This is a genomic window from Demequina sp. (genome assembly GCF_049841215.1).
In the GTDB taxonomy this organism is placed as follows: Bacteria; Actinomycetota; Actinomycetes; order Actinomycetales; family Demequinaceae; genus Demequina.
Window position 1 is genome coordinate 172,543 of record NZ_JASGEO010000014.1, and the last position, 17,986, is coordinate 190,528.

Annotated in this window: 16 protein-coding genes; 10 read left to right on the top strand and 6 right to left on the bottom strand. The window is 66.9% G+C overall.

What is annotated here, in order from left to right; all coding sequences use genetic code 11:
* Positions 1 to 20: 20 nt before the first annotated feature.
* Genes murJ through QM618_RS08640 form a run of 3 tightly spaced genes read right to left on the bottom strand, consistent with a single transcriptional unit; the run spans position 21 to position 4,103 of the window.
* Positions 21 to 1,670, bottom strand: coding sequence for a murein biosynthesis integral membrane protein MurJ (murJ, locus tag QM618_RS08630; RefSeq protein WP_428097085.1), 1,650 nt, complete (start codon positions 1,668 to 1,670; stop codon positions 21 to 23).
* Positions 1,663 to 3,567 carry a DUF6049 family protein gene (locus QM618_RS08635; protein ID WP_428097088.1) on the bottom strand — a complete coding sequence of 635 codons (1,905 nt, stop codon included), beginning with the start codon at positions 3,565 to 3,567 and terminating at the stop codon, positions 1,663 to 1,665. Before QM618_RS08635 ends, murJ begins: the two co-directional genes overlap by 8 nt.
* Positions 3,564 to 4,103: an NUDIX hydrolase gene (locus tag QM618_RS08640; protein ID WP_428097092.1), complete on the bottom strand. Its 540-nt coding sequence runs from the start codon at positions 4,101 to 4,103 to the stop codon at positions 3,564 to 3,566. The genes QM618_RS08635 and QM618_RS08640 overlap by 4 nt, the downstream gene beginning before the upstream one ends.
* Before the next feature lie 64 nt (positions 4,104 to 4,167).
* Here QM618_RS08640 and QM618_RS08645 point away from each other — a divergent pair, with 64 nt between their 5' ends.
* Complete coding sequence (locus tag QM618_RS08645) at positions 4,168 to 5,625, top strand: CCA tRNA nucleotidyltransferase (protein ID WP_428097095.1); 1,458 nt, start codon at positions 4,168 to 4,170, stop codon at positions 5,623 to 5,625.
* Positions 5,626 to 5,794: 169 nt separating this feature from the next.
* On the opposite strand, the gene QM618_RS08650 is transcribed toward QM618_RS08645, so the two are convergent.
* Complete coding sequence (locus QM618_RS08650) at positions 5,795 to 7,108, bottom strand: MFS transporter (RefSeq protein WP_428097100.1); 1,314 nt, start codon at positions 7,106 to 7,108, stop codon at positions 5,795 to 5,797.
* A 51-nt stretch (positions 7,109 to 7,159) separates the two neighbouring features.
* Between QM618_RS08650 and QM618_RS08655 the strand changes: the two genes are divergently transcribed.
* From QM618_RS08655 to QM618_RS08690, 8 genes are all read left to right on the top strand, one after another.
* Positions 7,160 to 8,497, top strand: a complete 1,338-nt coding sequence (locus QM618_RS08655; RefSeq protein ID WP_428097102.1) for an acyltransferase family protein — start codon at positions 7,160 to 7,162, stop codon at positions 8,495 to 8,497.
* On the top strand, positions 8,494 to 9,267 hold the full coding sequence (locus tag QM618_RS08660) for a DUF805 domain-containing protein (RefSeq protein WP_428097104.1): 774 nt from the start codon (positions 8,494 to 8,496) through the stop codon (positions 9,265 to 9,267). Before QM618_RS08655 ends, QM618_RS08660 begins: the two co-directional genes overlap by 4 nt.
* Before the next feature lie 9 nt (positions 9,268 to 9,276).
* Positions 9,277 to 9,690 (top strand): DUF805 domain-containing protein, encoded by a 414-nt coding sequence (locus tag QM618_RS08665; RefSeq protein ID WP_428097108.1) that lies wholly within the window; start codon positions 9,277 to 9,279, stop codon positions 9,688 to 9,690.
* A gap of 47 nt (positions 9,691 to 9,737) precedes the next feature.
* On the top strand, positions 9,738 to 10,307 hold the full coding sequence (locus tag QM618_RS08670; RefSeq protein ID WP_428097113.1) for an RNA polymerase sigma factor: 570 nt from the start codon (positions 9,738 to 9,740) through the stop codon (positions 10,305 to 10,307).
* On the top strand, positions 10,304 to 11,626 hold the full coding sequence (locus tag QM618_RS08675) for a hypothetical protein (RefSeq protein ID WP_428097116.1): 1,323 nt from the start codon (positions 10,304 to 10,306) through the stop codon (positions 11,624 to 11,626). The genes QM618_RS08670 and QM618_RS08675 overlap by 4 nt, the downstream gene beginning before the upstream one ends.
* Before the next feature lie 165 nt (positions 11,627 to 11,791).
* On the top strand, positions 11,792 to 12,469 hold the full coding sequence (locus QM618_RS08680; RefSeq protein ID WP_428097120.1) for a TetR/AcrR family transcriptional regulator: 678 nt from the start codon (positions 11,792 to 11,794) through the stop codon (positions 12,467 to 12,469).
* Entirely contained in the window at positions 12,466 to 13,011 is a 546-nt protein-coding gene (locus tag QM618_RS08685; protein ID WP_428097123.1) for a hypothetical protein, read from the top strand. The genes QM618_RS08680 and QM618_RS08685 overlap by 4 nt, the downstream gene beginning before the upstream one ends.
* A gap of 46 nt (positions 13,012 to 13,057) precedes the next feature.
* Complete coding sequence (locus tag QM618_RS08690; RefSeq protein ID WP_428097126.1) at positions 13,058 to 13,270, top strand: TM2 domain-containing protein; 213 nt, start codon at positions 13,058 to 13,060, stop codon at positions 13,268 to 13,270.
* A gap of 541 nt (positions 13,271 to 13,811) precedes the next feature.
* On the opposite strand, the gene QM618_RS08695 is transcribed toward QM618_RS08690, so the two are convergent.
* Both QM618_RS08695 and QM618_RS08700 read right to left on the bottom strand, forming a co-directional pair.
* Positions 13,812 to 14,906 (bottom strand): inositol-3-phosphate synthase, encoded by a 1,095-nt coding sequence (locus QM618_RS08695; RefSeq protein ID WP_428097129.1) that lies wholly within the window; start codon positions 14,904 to 14,906, stop codon positions 13,812 to 13,814.
* A gap of 10 nt (positions 14,907 to 14,916) precedes the next feature.
* On the bottom strand, positions 14,917 to 15,501 hold the full coding sequence (locus tag QM618_RS08700) for a PadR family transcriptional regulator (RefSeq protein ID WP_428097133.1): 585 nt from the start codon (positions 15,499 to 15,501) through the stop codon (positions 14,917 to 14,919).
* 263 nt (positions 15,502 to 15,764) lie between these two features.
* On the opposite strand from QM618_RS08700, the gene QM618_RS08705 reads away from it, so the two are divergent.
* Positions 15,765 to 17,984, top strand: a complete 2,220-nt coding sequence (locus tag QM618_RS08705) for a transglycosylase domain-containing protein (RefSeq protein WP_428097136.1) — start codon at positions 15,765 to 15,767, stop codon at positions 17,982 to 17,984.
* The last annotated feature ends 2 nt before the right edge of the window (positions 17,985 to 17,986 follow it).

Genomic DNA, 17,986 nt, shown 5'->3' on the forward strand with positions numbered 1-17,986 from the left:
CGTGATCTTTAGATGCTGACCTATCGTACGTTGCGACGCAGTCGCGAGGTGACCCGGCGGATCAAGGTATCCGCTTCCTCCACGTGCGCGAGCTTTAGAACAGCGCCGTAAACGAGCGCCATCGCGAGCCCCACCACGAGGCACGTGAAGCCACCGATGAGCACGGGATTGCTGGACGCAGTCTCGACGGACGGCATCACCCAGATGCGCAACGCGAAGCCCACCGCGCCAGCGAGCACGGCGGCAAGGGCCGCGAGCCAGTGCACGCGTGCGATGCCCCTTCCCCGTAGGCTGCCGAGGCGAGAGCGCAAGCCCCCGCCGCGCAGGGCAAGGCCAACCAGGTTGGACACCGAAAGGCCGAGCGCCGCGGCTACCGTCCACCACTTCGCGTCGAGCGTCCACTTGCCCAGGTATGCCACTGCCACGAGTGCCAGGGTCATGGGGATGTGGATGAGAAAGATGCCGCGCGCGTCTTCCAAGACAAAGTAGACGCGCTTTACGAGCACCATCGCGCCAAGCGGCACCATGCCAAGTGCGAGCGCCACGATGACGGGAGCCACCGATTCCACTTGCACCACGCTGAGTTTGGGCAGCAGCGTGCGCGCGAGCATGGGGGCAAGGACGATGAGCGCCGAGGTGGCGAAGAAGGTGAACGCCGCAGTGAGGCGAAGGCCGCGAGCGACGTCGCCCCTTGTGGCCTCGCGGTCGTCGTCCGCCCAGTGCTTCGCGATGGTGGTGCCAAGGGCCGTAAGCATCGACACGGTCACGAGCGAGTGAGGGACCAGGTAGATCATGAGCGCGTTGAAGTAGGCGGCGTTTCCCGCGATGGACGGGTCCGCGCCCGTGGGATCCGCCGCTGAGGCCACGCGTATCGACAGCGCCACCCCAATCTGCTCCACGATCACGGCGGCAAGCGCCCAGCTGGCCACCACGCGCACCGTGGCGAGTTCGCCCTTGGGGCCGCGCCACACAAACTTGGGGCGGTAGCCGCCGCGCAAGAGCGGCCAGATGAGGATGAGCGCTTGCGACGCCATGGCGATCGTGGCGGGAAGCGCGAGCCACAGGATCCGCCCCGTTGACCAGTCGCTCGCGGCGTCGTTCGCGGGATCGTACGCACCGTAAAGGGCCAGGTATGCGAGCAGGCCGCCAATCGCCACGATGTTGTTGAGCACGGGCGCCCACATGTAAGGCCCAAACTGCTCACGCGCGTTGAGCACCTGGCCAAGAATCGTGTACGCGGCATAGAAGAACAGCTGCGGGATCACCAAGAATGCGAAGGCGGTGGCGAGGTCGCGTTGCGCATCTGACCACTCCGCGGACGAGTACAACCGCACAATGAACGGCGCGGCGATGGTGCACACCACGGTGACGATCAGCGAGATCGCGAGGCCAATGGTGACGATGCGGTCAACGGTGCGTTTGCCGTCTGGCCTGCGGAAGGCGCGCACTATCTGCGGCACGAGCACGGAGTTCACCACTCCCGCCGCAAGCACGGCGTAGAGCGCATTGGGGATGCGGTTGGCCACGTCGTAGGCGTTCGCACCGAAGGCGTTGACCGCCACGGCGGAGACCAGCAGGGCGTTGCGCACAAAGCCAAGCACTCGCGACACGAGCGTGCCAGACGCCATGATCGCCGTGGCGCCGCTCAGCGAGGGTCCGCGCTCAGCCATCCTTGCCTCCGGCATCGGTGTTCCCCTCCGGAACCGGCGGCTCCATGGGTGCCATGCGGCTAGACCTGCGTCCGCGCCGCACCGTGCGCACCACCCCTGCCACGAGCAGCAACGCAAGACCAACAACGAACACCACAGTGATCGCGTTGCCCCAGTCCGCGCGCACGCGCACCTTGAGCGCTTGCGGCGCGGCCACCACGTCGCCATCTGCATTGCGCAGCGCCACCGTGGTGGTGACGTTGGCGCTCTTCACGCCGGTCACCGGAATGTGGACGGTGAGGTCCGAGCCCGCCGGGATCGTCACCACCGGCTGATCCTGCACCACCAGGTTGGGGGACGTGGAGCGCATCACCACGGTCACCGTGGCGTCCACGCCCAGATCGTTGCGCAGGGTCACAGGCACATTGCCCGACGCTGCAATCAGGTTGACGTCCGATCCCACCGCCACATGGAGAGAGCTGAGCAGCTCGTTGGCCGCATCGCGAGACGCCTGGTAGGTGGTGCTTCTTGCATCGGGATCCGCGCGCAAGTTCGACGCCAGGGGCTGTAGCAGGGTGCGACCACCTGGAACGTAGATGTCCGCGGGGTTCTCCGCCGTCACGGAGAGCTGCTTGACCTCCTCGAGTTGCAGGGCGAGCGCGTTGATGAGATCCGGGCCGAGGTCATCCTTAGCCCCGCGCAGTTCTGGGGCCTCGAAGCTGCCCCTGTCCGCGCCGTCGATCACGGACTGCAGGGTCACGGGAGTGACGAAGGGCGCGTTGAGGAGGTCGGCGAGTGCCGCGGACTCTCCCATCGTCGGCACTTGCCAGGACGCCCCAGGTGCCACCACCACGGGAGTCTCCCCATCCGAGTGAGCGGCGATCAAGGCGGCCTCAGCTACCAACCGAGCCGAAGCGTCGGGCATGCCTGGGTGATACGTCGCGAGGAGGGTGGACAGCGCGCCGTTGGGCACGAGGACGGGGAGGGTGGTGTCGCCCGCGCGGACGTCGACCACCGGGGCGCTCGCGCCGAGCGTGGCGCCGCCGGCGACGTTGAGCAGACCCGCGACCGCGCCGCGCGAGGCCGCGAGCTCGACAGTTGCCTGGTCCACCACCGAGAGCGTCGCGAGCCACGGAAGCGACTGCAGCGCGGGCAGCGAGTTGGTGTTCGCATCCGCGATGGCGAAGTCGAGGAGGGTGCGGTCCTCGCCGTGGGCAATGGAGGTGAGATCGGGGTTCCACGTGGGCACGCCGAACAGCTCGCGCTGGGTGGCGAGGGCGTCCGCCTGCGTGGAGTCGGTGATGGTCGCCGGATCCAGCTGCACGGTGGCGCGGCTGTCGCTCGCCGCGGCGAGCACCTGGGCCACGCGCTCCTGCGATCCCGAGGCGGTGACAACAACGGACACTGGAAGCGCGGTGATCTCGGCGTCATACCAGGTAAGTGCGGCTGTTTGGTAGGCGAGCACGCCGTCGGCGCTTTGCAGGGCGATCACCACTCCATAGACGCCCGCGGTGTCAGCGGGGAGGCCCAAAGCGGTGGCGCCCGCGCTCAGCGACACCTTCGACACGCCACCGGCGGGCAGCAGATTCACCGGCCCGCCAGGGGTGGAGAACAGTACGGGGGTGCTTGCCGCTTCCGTAGTCTCCACGGCCACGGGATTGGCGAGGAACTGGGACAGGGCGGAGGACGTGGTGAGCGGCTTCGTGGTGATCGAGATGGTGGCGTTGACCGTGGTGATGGTCTCAGTGGTGGGGTTGGCCACGGTGGCCCCTACGGTGAGTGTGTCCGTGGCCGTGAGAACTGCGGGCCCGTACTCGGTGAGGGTGATGCTGGGCTCGCCCTCGGCGGTGGATGCGCTCGTAGCGCCCGCAAGCCCAAGGACGGCAAGCGCGGCGACGACGAGCAGCCGGCGGATCACGTGTCGATCGAGAGCAGCGCGGCCGCCGCCTGCGCCATCTTGCGTTCGTTGGGAAAAGCGAGCTCAGCCGCGAGGTTCCTCACCGCGATCCAGCGTGCCTCTTCGGCCTCCTGATCGGGGTCATGCATCACGGTGATGTCGCCGCCCTTCGCCTCCAGCAGGAAGTGGTGAACCACCTTGTGCACGCGGCGATCATCGCCCGTGAACCAGTAGTCGATCGTCCCCAACTGCTGGATGATCTCCGCCTCAATACCGGTCTCTTCCGCAACCTCGCGCACCGCGGCCTGCTCTGGAGTCTCGCCGCCCTCAAGGTGCCCCTTCGGCAGGCACCACTCAAGGCGGCCGGCGCGATTCCGCCTGCCGATGCACGCGGCGTACGCCACGCCATCCTCCACGCGGATCGCAATTCCCCCGGCAGACACCTCGTTACTGACCGGCAGCTGCGGCTGCCGCTGCGGATCGGATCGCTGCGTGCCAGCGCTCGCCCCCAGCAGCCCAGCGCCGGGCGGGCGAGGGACGGGAGGCGAGGAGGACATGGTGTCAGCCTAACGAGCGGGCTCGCTCACCTGGGTCACCGCCGCCCGTGGGATGCTAGTCGGCATGCCAAGCCAGCCACCTTCCCAGCCGTCGCTCGACGTCTTGCGTCAGCGCAGCGTCGGGCTGTGGCACGGCCTGCCCGACGCTGTGGCAACCCTTGGCGCTTTGTTCGCCGAGGCGGGGCATGAGTTGGCGCTCGTGGGCGGTCCGGTGCGCGATGCGTTCCTTGGGCGATCCACGGCGGATCTGGATTTTGCGACGTCCGCCGCGCCGTCCGAGACCGAGGCCCTGCTTGCGAAATGGTCGCGGGCCACGTGGGACATGGGCCGCGAGTTTGGGACTATCGGCGCGCGGTTAGGCGACGTGATTGTGGAGGTCACGACGTACCGAGCGGACGCCTACGACGGCGAGACGCGCAAACCCGTGGTGGCGTTCGGCACGTCGCTCGAGGAGGACCTCGCGCGCCGCGATTTCACGGTGAACGCGATGGCGGTGCGGCTGCCCTCGTTGGAGTTTGTGGATCCCTTTGGGGGGCTCGAGGACCTCGCGGGCGGGCTACTGCGGACGCCCATTGCGCCCGAGGTGTCCTTTGGGGACGATCCCTTGCGCATGATGCGGGCCGCGCGGTTCGTCTCGCAGTTGGGGTTCGACGTGGAGCCGGCGACGTTCGCCGCGATGTCTTCTATGGCGTCGCGGTTGGCGATTGTTTCTGCGGAGCGGTGCCGGGACGAGCTCACCAAGCTGCTGCTTGGGACGTGGGTGCGCGAGGGGCTCGCCGCGTTGGTGGATTCTGGGCTCGCGGATGTGGTGCTGCCGGAATTGCCAGCTCTGCGGCTTGAGGTGGATGAGCACCACCACCACAAGGACGTCTACGAGCACACGCTGACCGTGGTGGAGCAGGCGATCGACCTGGAGACGGATGCTTCCGGGCCGGTGCCCGGGCCGGATCTTGTTCTTCGCTTGGCGTCGCTGCTGCACGACATCGGCAAGCCGGCGACGCGGCGGCTCGAGCCTGGCGGCGGGGTGTCCTTCCACCATCACGAGGTGGTGGGCGCCAAGCTCGCTTCGCGGCGGCTCAAAGAGTTGCGATTTGACCGCGACACCGTGCGCGACGTGTCCTTGCTGGTGGAGTTGCACCTGCGCTTCCACGGATACGCGGATGCGCGGTGGTCTGACTCTGCGGTGCGGCGGTACGTGACGGATGCCGGGCCGCTCTTGGAGCGACTGCACCGTCTGACTAGGGCTGATGTCACCACGCGCAACCGCCGCAAGGCCGAGCGGTTGTCGTTCGCGTACGACGATCTGGAGGCGCGCATCGCCGAGTTGCGGGAGCAAGAGGAGCTCGACGCGATCCGGCCGGATCTGGACGGCACGCAGATCATGGCGCTGTTGGGCATTGGGCCCGGGCGAGACGTGGGGCTTGCCTACAAGTTCCTGCTGGAGTTGCGGATGGAACACGGCCCGCTGGGCGCCGAGCGAGCCCAGGCGGAACTGAAGAAGTGGTGGGCGGAGCGGGGCTAGCTGGGCACAGCGTCGGCCATCCGCACCAGGCCCGCCCGAGCTGGCCACAGCGTCGGCCAAACCCGGCCGCAGCGTCGGCCATCCGCTCCAGCCCCAGCCCTACCGTCGGTCATCCGCACCCCCTGAGTGCCTGAGTGCTCGATTGTGCTCGGATCCAGCACTCAGGCACTCAGGGAACGCTCGGCGGGCGCCTTGGGGTTCGCCAGTAGATCAGCGCCACCACCACGTACGCCAGCACCAGCCCCGCCATCACCCCGGCGGAGTACCCGGAGTCCGGCAACGCCCAACCCGCCACCACGGCAGCTGAGATGAACGCCACGTTGTACAGCACGTCATAGAGCGTGAAGGCCCGCCCGCGCACCTCGTCGTCGGTGTCTCGCTGAATGATGGTGTCGATCGCGATCTTGGAGCCCTGCACCGCGAACGACACAATCACCGCCGCCGTCAGCAGCGCCCACACCTCGGTGGACATCGCGAGCAACCCCTGCCCCACGGCCCCCACGAACAGACACACCACGATCCACCGATGCCGGTCCACGCGGTCACCAAACAGCGGCGTGATCACGGCCGCCAAGCCAAAGCCAATCGCCGCGAACCCCAACACAATCGTGAAGTTCGCGAGCGCATCAGTACCAGAACCGTCCCCAGAACCAGAACCACCACCAGGCCCAAACACGGACCTAGACATCAGAATCGCCGCCACAAACAGCATCCCGTAGAGGAATCGCTGCGCCGCCATCACTCCAAGCGCGTGCACCGGAGTGCGCCGCGCCGCGAGGTGCCGCACGCCCGCCATCAGCTCGGCGAACAACTCCCGTACCTGCCGCAGAAAGTCCAGCCGCTCCAGCGGATGCACGGGCCCAAGCTCGGTGCGTGCCAGCAACGTCGTGAGCCACGACGACATCCCAAACGCCACCGCCGCGCCAATCAGCGCGGCCAACGCAATCGACGAATCTGTGGATCCCGGCACCACGAACGACGCCACCGCCCCAATCGCCCCACCGAGCGCCGCCGCCAAGGTTCCAAGCGTGGGCAGCACGGAGTTGGCTGCAAGCAGCTCGCTCGCCGGCACCACCCGTGGAATGCCAGCGGTGAGCGCCGCGAGCAAGAAGCGATTCACGGAAAGCGTCAGCAGCGCCAACGCGTACAGCGTCCACTGCGGCGCCCCACCGGCGACGCACACGATGATCGCCCCCACCAGCACCAGCCGCACTAGGTTCCCCACCAGCACAATGCGCTGCCGCTGCCATCGGTCCGTGAGCGGCCCCACAAACGGCCCCACGAGGGTGAACGGCGCTAGCAGCGTGGCGAACCCGATCGCGATGTCGCGCCCCGACGTGGCATGGGTGGGGTCAAAGAAGAACGCCGTGGCGATGCCCACCTGGAACATTCCGTCGCCGCCTTGCGACATGAGCCGCACGTACGCGAGCCTCCGGAATCCCCTCGCTCGCCACAGGATCCGCAGATCAGAGGCGAGCGACATGGCTCCACCCTATGGGTCGCCGAAACCGCCGCGTCGCGTACCATCCCGGCCATGAGCGTTGATGCCATGGTTGCCGCCACGCCCGCCACTCGCGATCGCTACGTGGATGCCTTGCGCGTGCTCGCGCTCGCGGGCGTCATCATGGGCCACTACCTCATGGCCGTGGTGACGTGGGCGCCCGGCGAAAACGTGGGCTTCACCAATATCCTCGCGGTGGAGCCTTGGACCCGTTGGATGACGCTGGTGTTGCAGGTCATGCCCCTTTTCTTTGCGGTTGGCGGCTTCTCGCACGCCATCGCGTGGCGTTCTACTGCCCGACGGCACGGCGGCTACGCAGATTTCGTCGCCGCTCGCGTGGGCCGGCTGATTAGGCCCGCGCTGGTCTACGTGGGGGTGTGGATGGTGCTTGGACTCGTCATTGGACTGCTGTGGCCCGAGCAGAGCGCGCCGATCCTCCAAATTCTTGGCCAACTGCTGTGGTTCATCGGCATCTATCTCATCGCCGCGGCCTTCGCACCCGCGCTGCTCAGGGCGCACGAGCGGTGGGGCTGGCGGGCGCTCGCGACCCTCGTTGCCGCGGCGGCACTCGTGGACGTCCTGCGCCTCACCGAGGTTGCCGACGGCGTGAAGTGGCTCAACTTTGCCTTCGTGTGGCTCGCGATCCATCAGTTGGGCTTCTTTTACGCGGACGGCGTGCACGAGAAGTTGGGCCCCAAACGCCTAGGTGCGGCGATGCTGGCCACGGGCACCATTGCGATCGTTCTCCTCACCACACTCGGCCCATACGGCATCTCGATGGTGAGTTACGAGGGCGAGCAGCTCAGCAACCTTGCCCCTCCCACGGTGGTGCTCTTGGCCTTCGGCGTGGCCCAGGCGGGGGTTGCGCTGCTCGCGAGGGACTGGGCCACCCGCAAGCTCGAGCGGCCGCGCACCTGGAAGGCAGTCATCGTCGGCGGCTCCATGGCGATGACCGCGTTCTTGTGGCACTTCACCGCGCTGGTTGGCGTGAATGGGCTGTGGTGGTGGCTTGGCCCTGACACGTCGCCGGCAGGGGGCACGGCCGCATGGTGGTGGTCCAAGCTCTACCTGCTCGTCCCTTATCTGGGCCTCGTGGCCGCGCTCGTCCTCGTCTTCCGCCGCTTTGAGCGCTTCCCCACCCCGGAGATTGCCGGGCCGCGACTGTGGCGCACGCTCGTCGCCGCCCTGGGTGTGGCGTGCGGGATCGTGGGCATGATCGGGTTCGCGGCGGTGGGCTTCCGCGGCATCGCCGAGCTCTACACGGTCACCGTGGTGGGCGTGCCGCTTAACTCGGTGGCGGCGTGCGCGCTGGTGGTCGCGTCGGCGCTTCTCACGACGCTGGCCGTGCGGCGCGCTAGCGTTGCCCCATGAGCTTTGGACAGTCGATCAAGCACGTCTTCAAGAACCTCACCAACTTCCAGGGGCGCGCCCGTCGCAGCGAGTATTGGTGGTTCTACCTCTTCGCCTTCCTCGTAAGCCTGCCGCTGAGCTTCGCGGTCTTCATCCCGATGTTCGCGACGCTCGTGAACCTCACGAACGACAGCCCCACCGGCGAACTCACCGACGAACAGGCGGCTCAGTTCTTGGGCAGCATGCTCGTCTCCTACGGCCTGCTCTTTGTGGTGAGCCTCGTGACGTTCTTCCTCATGCTTGCGGTGTGGGTGCGACGCCTGCACGACGCCGGGTACAGCGGTCACTGGATGTGGTTCTGCCTCGCCGGCCTCAGCATCGTGCCGTGGATCATGGCGTTCTTCGACTCGCAGCCGTACCCCAACCAGTGGGGACCCAACCCCAAGGGCATCGGTAACCAGCAGTGGCCCGCCGCGCAACCGGGATACGCGCAGCCCGGCTACCCCCAGCCGGCCTACCCGCAGGCGCCCGCGTACGCCCAACCCCCCGCGTACATCCCGCCGGCTCCGGCCCCCGGCTACACCGAGGCACCCGCCGCCCCGCCCACGCCCCCGCCATACTCGGCGGCACCGCTCAACCCAGGCCCCGACGTCGTGGAGCTCCCGCCGGACGCCCCGCCGCCGTACTCCAAGACCCCTGTTGAGGAGCCGCCCGCGACCGAGCAGGCGCCGCCAACCCCAGCGTCGGGCGAACCGACCGATCCCTTCGCGGCACCGCCGCGCAACGACTAGGAGCGCATCATGCCCGGTGGTTACTTTTTCAAGGCCCTTGGCCAGTGGACGGATTACCGCACGCGAGCGCGTCGCACGGAGTTCTGGCTTTTCACGCTCGTGGCGTGGCTGATCGAGGTGTTCGCGCTCGCGATCACGGCGATGGTCGTCAACCCAGCGTTGGACTCGGACACGATGACGCTCGCCATTGACCAGGTCACCCTCGTTGGCTGGATCTGCATCACCGTGACGTTTGCGCTCGCGGTGGTGATCTTCTTCCCGTTCCTCGCCGTGGCCGTGCGGCGCATGCACGACCTCGGCCGCAGCAAGTGGTGGGTGCTGTTCTTCTTCACCCCGCTCGCGCTCGTTGGCTGGATCATGGCGATGTTTGACGGCCAGCCCACGACCAACAAGTACGGCCCGGACCCTAAGGGCCGCGGCTAACCCCAACCGATCGCCGGGCGGCTCCGGTCTTGTTGCATGGAGGGGATGTGACAACGGCTATGCCTATCAAGTGGGATCAGGCGCTCGCGGAGCTCGCGGCTGACCGCTACCCGCGCTTGCTGGGGCGCGCGGTGCTGCTGTGTGGCGACCGTGGTGCGGCAGAGGACTTGGTGCAGGAGGCCCTGGTCTCCGCGCTGCGCACCAAGCGGACGTTTGACTCGATCAACCAAGCAGAGCAGTACGTGCGGCGCGCCATCGCCTCGCGGTACGTGGACTCCGTGAGGTCCGACGCTGCGGCCAGGAGGCGCGAGCGTGACACTTTCGCTGGGGACGTGGTGAGCGACCCCGCCGGTGCGGCGGGAGACGCCCTTGACGTAGCGTCGGCCCTTCGCAGGCTGGCGCCGCGAGAGCGAGCGTGCGTGGCGATGCGGTATTTGGAGGGGCTGAGCACGCGCGAGACCGCCGAGGCGCTGGGGCTGAGTGAGGGTGCGGTCAAGCGCTACCTCTCTGACGGCATCCGCGCGCTGAATGCGTTGCTAGGTACCGACGATTCGCCGGACGATCCGGTGCGCGCCTCGGTGACGCCGTCGGCGACGCCCAAGGGAGGTGTGCGATGAATGGACTTGGGGATCTCTTCGACGAGGCGGACGCCGGTGCGGCGCGCGCGGCAGGGGGAGCGAGGTTGGCTGGCGAGGAGCTTGGCGAGGTGCACACGCGGGTGCGGCGCGCGCATGCGCGGCGGTCTGCGTTGCGTGCGGGACTGGCGGCCGTTGCCGTGGTGATCGTGGGGGCCGGGACGGTGTACGGGCTGGGGAAGTACGGAGGGTCGGCGTCGATGGACGGCGCCGGTGGCGGCCCTGGCGCGAGCGCGGCGGCAACGGTGTCGCCGTCTGCGTCGCCGTCGCCGTCTGTCGCGCCCATGCCGGCTTTCGCTGGCACCGTCACCGTTGACCCCCATCTGCCCGACGCTATGGCCATTACTCCCGAGGTGTGGGCTTCCGCGGGGCCGGGTTGGGCGTTGATTTCGTACCAGGAATCGTGGCTTGTGGGTGACGCCGACGACGCGCCCTTTGCCTACGGCCCGCAAGTGATCTACCTGGTGTCGCCTGCAGGGGAGAGGTATGAGCTGACGACGGTTTCTGGAGACGACACGGTCAGCGTGCTCGCGTGGGAAGGGGGCGCGGTCACGGCACCGGTGACGGTGGAGACGCCCGAGTTCGACCGCTACGGGGGCAGCGTTGACCTGACCACGGGCACCGTGACGCCGAACGATGGGTACGCGCCGTACATCTGGTCCCTCGCGTTCCTTGACGACAACGGGTCACCGGTGTGGCGGGGGGACGACACGGTGTCGGCTTTCGTCACTATCTCGCCGGATGGGGGTCAAGAGGGGTACTCCATCCCAGACGCGGTGGACGGTGTGGCCAAGGTGGGCGCCGAGTTGGGGCAGGACGACTGCGTTGCGGCAGCGCCGGGTACCAACGACTCGCCGCTCGTCACCTGCGGATTTGGCGGAGATGCCTGGCCAACGATCGTTGCGCGGGCGTCTGACGACACGGTTCAGGTGTTCGGAGAGCGCAACGCGGTATTTGTGGGCGTCACGGGTGCGGCGAATCACGTGGTGGCGGGCACTTCTCCAGAACTCACCGAGTGCCCCACCGCCTACTCCTCGATGCAAGTGGGGAGTTCTGAACCCGTGCCGGGTTCCGATGCGGGCTTGGTTGACCGGCCCGTCTCGCACGTGGCGTTTGGCGCGGTGGAGAGCGTGCTGGTGTGGGGCCTCAGCGACAACTGCTACTCGGGGCCTAATCCCATGGTGGTGATTGGCGCTGACCTGGAGGCCGGCACGTATGTGGTCCTGGTGCCGCTGCCGGCAGATCGCCCTGAGGGCGAGGAGCCCACTCAGTCCGTCAACGGGGTGGCCGTGGCGCACTGAGGTGCGCTAGGAGCGGGGGTGGTTTGCGCGCCGGGGCGAGTTACGCTCTGGGGTGCGATCCGAGCGGGGCCAGCCACAGAGTCGGGCACGCGAGGTCTTGAACATGTTCAAAAGCGGTGCTAACGTGGCGAAAGTTGAACACGTTCAAGTCCCTCGGAGACACCCATGGAACTCACGCAAGACACTCGCACCGCGATCCTCGCAGCCGCACGCGAGCTCATGTTTGAGAGCGGCTTTGACCGCACCACCATGCGCGGGATCGCCGAGCGGGCGGGCGTGTCGCTCGGCAACGCCTACTACTACTTCGCGGGCAAAGACGACCTGATCCAGGGGATCTACGACGAGGTCGCCGCAGAGCACCAGGTGAGGACGCGTGCCGCCGTGCGCGGCAAGCGCGGACTGGGGCCACGGATCACCGCGAGCCTGTTGGTGCTCGTGGACATCTGCGACGAGTACGAGCCCGTGGCGGACGCGCTACTCACGCGCGGCATCGCGCCGCGGGGGCCGCTCAACCCCTTCAGCCGCGAGAGCGCCCGGGCGCGCGAACTGTTCATCGAGACGTGCACCGAACTGGTTGAGGGCTCGCGGGGTCGTATTGACGCGGAGCTGCGCGCGGCGCTGCCAGAGTTGCTGTGGCTGGTTCAACTGGCGACCACGCTGGGGTGGGTGCAGGACCTCTCGGAGGGCAAGGTTGCGACGCGGCGTTCGGTTGAGCGGCTTGGAACGACGCTGGGGCGGGTTGTATCACTGTCACGCGTTCCCGCAGTGCGGCCCTTGGTGAGGGTGCTGCTGGAACAGCTCGCGGATCTGCACGTAGCGCGGCCTGGGTGGGCTGAGTTGTGAGCGACGGCCTGGGCGCGCTGGCGATCGCGGCCATTCCGGCGCCATGCGTGACTTACTTGATCTGGGCCGGTGTGCGGCGCAGTCGGGGCCGTAGCGGCACGCCGGAGTATGCGCGAAGAGGGGTGACGTTCCACGGCGTGTGGGGGATGGTGCTCTCCCTGCCGCTCGTGTTCGCTGGGGCGGCCATGTCCTTCGGCGTCGATGCGGACTGGTCGGGACAGCTGCTCCTCGCCGCAACGCTTGGATGCTGGGCTGTCGCCGTGCTCGAGATCCTCGGTCGCCGTGTTCCCGCGCCGTTAACGTGGCTGCCGCTCGTCCTTGTGAGCGTGGTGCTCCTCGCGTTGCCATCTGGATCCGAGTCCTTTGGGCAGTACTTCTTCTGGTTCGCGGTGTACTCGTTGGCAGGGGTCGGACTCGCCGCGTGGGTGCTCGTGTCGGTTAGCTTCGCGCTCTCGGTGCGACGTGTCGCCACCGGTCGTGACCTTGTCGACAAGACGGCTCGCATACAAAGCGTTCCCGGGTTCGTCTGGCCCATGGACTAACTCGCGCCTGCGCGCACGCTGGTGTCGCGGGTCCTACAGTTCAGGCATGGACCAACAGAACTCGAAGACCGTGGCTTTCATTCTGTGCCTGATTGGCTTTGTGGGTGTGGCGGGACTTCACCGCTTCTACACCGGCAAGATCTGGACGGGCCTCCTGTGGGTGCTCACCGGCGGGCTCTTCGTGATCGGCACAATCATTGACGCCATCATGATTGGCACGGGCTCGTACCGGGACAAGCGCGGCAACACGCTCGTCTGAGCTGGCGCTCCCGGCCTCACCGGGCCTCCTGACCCGGCCTCACCGGGCGTCCTGACCCGGCCTCACCGGGCCGCATCGTCTACCCGCCTGACCTTGCGCGAATGCGCGCTGGCGGCCTTGCAGGCGTCGCATCCGGGCTATGCGACGCGCTGGGTGCCGCCAGGACGCACGGCTACCGGCCGCGGCTTAGCTGGGGGTGCCCGACGCTGTGGTCACCTAACCGTCCGACCTTGCGCGAATGCGCGCTGGCGGCCCTGCAGGCGTCGCATCCGGGCTATGCGACGCGCTGGGTGCCGCCAGGACGCACGGCTACCGGTCGCGGCTTAGCTGGGGGTGCCCGACGCTGTGGTCACCTAACCGTCCCGGCCGGAATGGGTTCTGAGTCCGGCTAGTCCGCTGTATAGCCAGACTCACGACCCATTTGGGCGCTTGGCTGGGTGCCACCTCCAAGCAACAGCAAAGGGCCGGGTTCCCCCCTCAGAGGAACCCGGCCCTTGTGTGACTCAACGCCGCCCTCACACGTGCGGCGGTGAGTCAGGCTTTACCGCTCGCGCGAGCCCGCGATGAACTCCTCAAGGTGCTGGCGGCCGAGGGTGTCCTCGGTCTGCACGGGCGGGGACTTCATGAAGTACGTCGCAGCGGACAGGATGGGGCCGCCAACGCCGCGGTCCTTAGCGATCTTCGCCGCACGGATCGCGTCGATGATGATGCCGGCCGAGTTGGGGGAGTCCCACACCTCGAGCTTGTACTCAAGGTTGAGGGGCACCTCGCCGAACGCCGAGCCCTCGAGGCGCACGTACGCCCACTTGCGGTCGTCGAGCCACGCCACGTAGTCGGAAGGGCCGATGTGCACGTTGCGGTCATCCTTCACACCGGACAGCGGGCCGGAGTTGAGGTTGGACGTCACGGCCTGCGTCTTGGAGACCTTCTTGGACTCGAGGCGGTCCCGCTCAAGCATGTTCTTGAAGTCCATGTTGCCGCCCACGTTGAGCTGGTACGTGCGGTCGAGGCGCACGCCACGGTCTTCGAAGAGCTTCGCGAGCACGCGGTGCGTGATCGTGGCGCCCACCTGGGACTTGATGTCGTCGCCGACGATCGGCACACCGGCGGCCTCAAACTTGGAAGCCCACTCGGGGTCAGACGCGATGAACACCGGAAGCGCGTTGACGAACGCAACCTTGGCGTCGATCGCGCACTGCGCGTAGAACTTGGCGGCCTCTTCGGAACCAACGGGGAGGTAGCACACGAGCACGTCGGCCTCGGTCTCGCGCAGAACCGCAACCACATCGACCGGCTTCTCGTCGGACTCGACGATGGTCTGGCGGTAGTACTTGCCAAGGCCGTCGTAGGTGTGGCCACGCTGCACCTGGATGTCCGTCTTGGGGACGTCGCAGATCTTGATCGTGTTGTTCTCGGAAGCCTGCGTGGCCTCAACGAGTTCCTTGCCCACCTTGAGCGAGTCCACGTCGAACGCCGCCACGAACTCGATGTCCGAGATGTGGTAGTCGCCAAACTGGACGTGCATGAGGCCAGGCACGGTGTCACCAGCGGCCGCGTTCTTGTAGAACTCGACGCCCTGGATGAGCGACGTGGCACAGTTGCCCACGCCGACGATGGCAACGCGCAGCTTCGCCATGGTGTTCTCCTTAGTTGTTGTCCGCTTGCTCAGCGGACGGGGTTGGGGTTCCGCTGTTCGCGGATCGTTCGTTTTCGATCAGTTGATCCAGCCAGGCGACCTCGCGCTCCACCTGCTCCAGCCCGTGCCGCTGCAGTTCAGCGGTGTAGGCGTCGTAGCGGTCGCGCTGGCGGCGCGCCGCAGCAGACACCTCGTCGAGCCTCTCGGCCAAACGGGTGCGGCGGCCCTCGAGGATGCGCAGTCGCGTCGCCGAGTCGGTCTTGCCGAACATCGAGAAGCGCACGTCGAACGCATCGTCGTCCCAGGAGTGCGCGCCGGAAGACGCCAGTTCGGCGTCGAGGGCGGCCTTGCCTGCGGGGGTGAGGGCGTAGGCGATCCGGGAGCGGCGCGAGCCGCGACCGTCGCCTTCATCCTCAGCGAGGGTAATCAGCCCCTCTGCCTCCATGCGCTTGAGCGCCGGATACAGCGAGCCGTAGCTCAGGGCACGGAACGGGCCCAGCTCGGCACCAAGAAGCTTGCGAATCTGGTAGCCGTGCAGGGGCTGCTCGGCGAGCATGCCGAGGATGGCAAGGTTCAACACGTCGGTCTTCGCCATGGCCATTCCCTTCTGCTCGCTATAACACCTAGTTGTATCGCGTCGATACATCGAATAGAATAGACACAAGCAAGGGGTCGCGCAAATTGACGGGGAAAGCTCCTCGTCATGCTGCGGCCGCGAAGCGGATCGCAGTACCTAGGTCCTGCAACTCCGCGCAGGATGACCGGGGCACTTTCCAGCCGCCTTGAGCGTTAGGTACGCAGAACGCCGCGCAGTGTCCCGCGCAGCACATCCACCAACTTCTACTGAGGGAAACTCTCGTGACTGACCAGCGCAAGGCTCCGCAGCGTGTCTCGACGCGCTCTGCGTCGACCCCCAAGCAGGCCACCAACCAGCCCGTTCGTCGCTCAACCAAGCCCGCGACTACCCACGCGTCGGCACCCAAGGCGCCAGTGCCGTCGGGCAGCTTTACCAATGGAGGCGGCCCCAAGCCCCCCACCAAGAACGGCAAGAAGCAGCCAGAGGGCCCCAAGTGGAAGCGCGTGGCTAAGCGCCTTGGCCTTGGCGTGCTCATCGCGGGGTGCGCGGCGATGATCCTGGGCTTCCTCGGGCTCGCGATACGGTACACGATGCTGGACGTGCCGGAGCCGTCGGAGTTCGCGATGGCGCAGACCTCCACCATTTACTACGCAGACGGCAAGACCGAGATGGGACGCCTCGGCGTCGCCGACCGCAAGATCATCGACATCTCCACGCTGCCGGACTACGTGCCGCTGGCGTTTGTGGCGTCGGAGGACAAGACGTTCTATACCAACCACGGCATCGACTTCATGGGCACCGGCCGCGCGCTGTTCAAGACCGTGGTGCTGGGCAAGAAGCAGGGTGGTTCCACCATCACCCAGCAGTACGTGGAGCGGTACTACGTGGGCTCCACCACCACGTCCATCAAGGGCAAGATCGATGAGGCGCTGCTCGCGTACAAGATCGACAACGAGCAGGAGAAGGACGAGGTCCTCGGCAACTACATGAACACCATCTACTTCGGTAGGGGTGCGTATGGCATCGAGGCCGCGGCTCGTCAGTACTTTGGCAAGGGCGCCGCGGATCTCACCGTGGACGAGACCGCGCTGCTCGTGGGCATCATCCCCGCGCCGTCCGCGTGGGACCCCCGCATCTCTCCCGAGGACGCCGAGCGTCGCTGGAACTACGTGCTTAACTCCATGGAGGAGGAGGGCTACATCACTGCGGCCCAGCGCAATGCGGCGGTGTTCCCCGAGACCATCGAGTACGCCAGTAAGGACACCTACGGCGGCACCCAGGGGTATCTCTTGAGCTACGCGCTCAAGGAGGTGGAGTCGGTAACCGGCATCACCCAAGAAGAGATCGAGTCCATGGGCTACACGGTCGTCACGACCATCGACAAGAAGGCCCAGAACGCCACGGTCAAGGCCGTCAAGAAGATCCCGGACGACCACGCGGACAACCTGCAGGTGGGCGCCGTCACGCTTGACCCCAAGACCGGCGCGATCTTGTCTATGTATGGCGGCGCGGACTACCTGGAGCGTCAGCGCAACGCGGTGACCCAAGACATCGCGCAGGCCGGCTCCACGTTCAAGCCTTTCGCGCTCATCGCGGCGCTTGAGGATGACATCTCGCTCAAGACCAAGTACTCGGGCAAGAACCTCATGACAGTTCCCGGCTTCGAGAACAAGGTGCGCAACTTCGACAACGACAGCTTTGGCCGCATCGACCTCACCACGGCCACCGCGTACTCGGTGAACACTGTGTACGCGCAGCTTGGCCAGGAGGTAGGGCCCGACGCTGTGCAGGACGTGGCGATAAGGGCCGGTTTGCCTGAGGACACGGCTGGTTTGACGAACAACGCGGCCAACGTACTTGGCACCGCGTCCCCGCACGTGCTGGATATGGCGCGCGCCTACGCGACCATCGCCAACAACGGTGTGCGCACCGAGCCGTACATCGTGGCCAGCGTCGTGGACGCCGAGGGCAACACCGTGTACGAGCACAAGGTGGTTGAGGAGGCGCAGTTCAGCGCCGACGTCATCGCCGACGCTACCTACGCCATGACGCAGGTGGTGGAGAAGGGCTCTGGTTCCTATGTGAAGGAGCTGGGGCGTCCCGTGGCTGGCAAGACAGGTACGTCGAACGACAACAAGTCGGCGTGGTTTGTGGGCTTCACGCCCTCCGTGGTGGGCGCCGTTGCGCTGTACCAGGTGGGTGAGGACGGCTCTGCGGAGAGCATCACCACGTTCGGTGGCTTTGACCAGATCACCGGTGGATCGGTACCCGCCCGCGTGTTCACGTGGATGATGGCGCCCATCCTCAAGGGCACGGACATCGAGAAGTTCCCGCCGCGCGCGAACATTGGCTACGTGCCGGTGACCACGCCGTCGCCGTCGGTGACGCCGTCTTCTACACCGAAGCCGACGGAGACGACGGAGCCGGAGCCCGAGCCGACCGAGACGAGTGAGCCGGAGCCGAGCGTGACGCCGGAGCCGACTGCGACGCCTGCGCCGTAGGG

What these genes read in the sequence shown, in the direction of transcription:
- murJ (WP_428097085.1), bottom strand. Translation starts at nt 1,670, where the DNA reads ATGGCTGAGCGCGGACCCTCGCTGAGCGGCGCCACGGCGATCATGGCG.
- QM618_RS08640 (WP_428097092.1), bottom strand. Translation starts at nt 4,103, where the DNA reads ATGTCCTCCTCGCCTCCCGTCCCTCGCCCGCCCGGCGCTGGGCTGCTG.
- QM618_RS08645 (WP_428097095.1), top strand. Translation starts at nt 4,168, where the DNA reads ATGCCAAGCCAGCCACCTTCCCAGCCGTCGCTCGACGTCTTGCGTCAG.
- QM618_RS08650 (WP_428097100.1), bottom strand. Translation starts at nt 7,108, where the DNA reads ATGTCGCTCGCCTCTGATCTGCGGATCCTGTGGCGAGCGAGGGGATTC.
- QM618_RS08655 (WP_428097102.1), top strand. Translation starts at nt 7,160, where the DNA reads ATGAGCGTTGATGCCATGGTTGCCGCCACGCCCGCCACTCGCGATCGC.
- QM618_RS08660 (WP_428097104.1), top strand. Translation starts at nt 8,494, where the DNA reads ATGAGCTTTGGACAGTCGATCAAGCACGTCTTCAAGAACCTCACCAAC.
- QM618_RS08665 (WP_428097108.1), top strand. Translation starts at nt 9,277, where the DNA reads ATGCCCGGTGGTTACTTTTTCAAGGCCCTTGGCCAGTGGACGGATTAC.
- QM618_RS08675 (WP_428097116.1), top strand. Translation starts at nt 10,304, where the DNA reads ATGAATGGACTTGGGGATCTCTTCGACGAGGCGGACGCCGGTGCGGCG.
- QM618_RS08680 (WP_428097120.1), top strand. Translation starts at nt 11,792, where the DNA reads ATGGAACTCACGCAAGACACTCGCACCGCGATCCTCGCAGCCGCACGC.
- QM618_RS08690 (WP_428097126.1), top strand. Translation starts at nt 13,058, where the DNA reads ATGGACCAACAGAACTCGAAGACCGTGGCTTTCATTCTGTGCCTGATT.
- QM618_RS08695 (WP_428097129.1), bottom strand. Translation starts at nt 14,906, where the DNA reads ATGGCGAAGCTGCGCGTTGCCATCGTCGGCGTGGGCAACTGTGCCACG.
- QM618_RS08700 (WP_428097133.1), bottom strand. Translation starts at nt 15,501, where the DNA reads ATGGCGAAGACCGACGTGTTGAACCTTGCCATCCTCGGCATGCTCGCC.